The organism is Parabacteroides sp. AF21-43, assembly GCF_003635435.1.
Lineage (GTDB): Bacteria > Bacteroidota > Bacteroidia > Bacteroidales > Tannerellaceae > Parabacteroides > Parabacteroides distasonis.
This window is the reverse complement of sequence record NZ_QTMG01000073.1, coordinates 1-796: the sequence shown is the minus strand read 5'-3', so window position 1 is coordinate 796 and position 796 is coordinate 1. Positions and strand designations below refer to the sequence as shown.

Genomic DNA, 796 nt, shown 5'->3' with positions numbered 1-796 from the left:
AAGTCTATCTCGATCTTATCACGGGGCAGCAAGTCCTCTATATTCACCTCCCGCAGCTGGGTATGGTTCAAGTCGCTCTTCCCGTCCCACTCTTGGGCGGCAGGAGTCATATAGATCTTTATATTCGCCTTGATCAGCCTGTCCACCATCTCCTGATTATTCCGGATCGCCTCAACTTTCAATGGAGACACCAGCAAGACATTAGACCGTTTTTTCCTCATCACAGAAACCAATTCCTCATCATTCGGATAAACCTTGACTCCCATTAAATATCGATACTCTATCTCCGCTATGTCCGAGATAAAACCCGCCAGCACAAACCGGGCCGGATCCTGATTCTGGATACTCTTCGCCAAACTCACCCCACCTTGCTTCACGCCATAGATAAACGCACGCTCCGCCTTAGCCACCCGGAAAGTACTCACATAAAAGAATTTAACGAACACACGCATCATCCACATCAAGCTCATAGCCAACAACGCGGAGAGGATCAGATCCCGTTTACGGATATACACCAAATAAGGAGAAAAGTCCGTCAACGCCTGAAACACGACTACGCAAATCAAGCCAAACAAGACGGCGAATCCCACCTTTTGCAAGTCCACGAAAGAGGAATAACGTATAATCCCCGAATAGGTATGGAACAGGCGAAAGCCTACCAGATAAGGAATCAGGCATACCAACAGCGTGACCAATAGATGCCCTAAGATATCCAAGGTTGATAATACCCCGTTATTCAAGGTATACACCAATAAGCCGGAAAATAGGATCAAGCAGCAATCCAGCAAGATAATAC

The 796-nt window shown here is 46.9% G+C and carries 1 protein-coding gene; it reads right to left on the bottom strand.

The window, feature by feature from the left end:
• A partial coding sequence (locus DWX84_RS21405) for a nucleoside-diphosphate sugar epimerase/dehydratase (RefSeq protein WP_370449845.1) occupies positions 1-796 on the bottom strand: 796 nt, incomplete at both ends.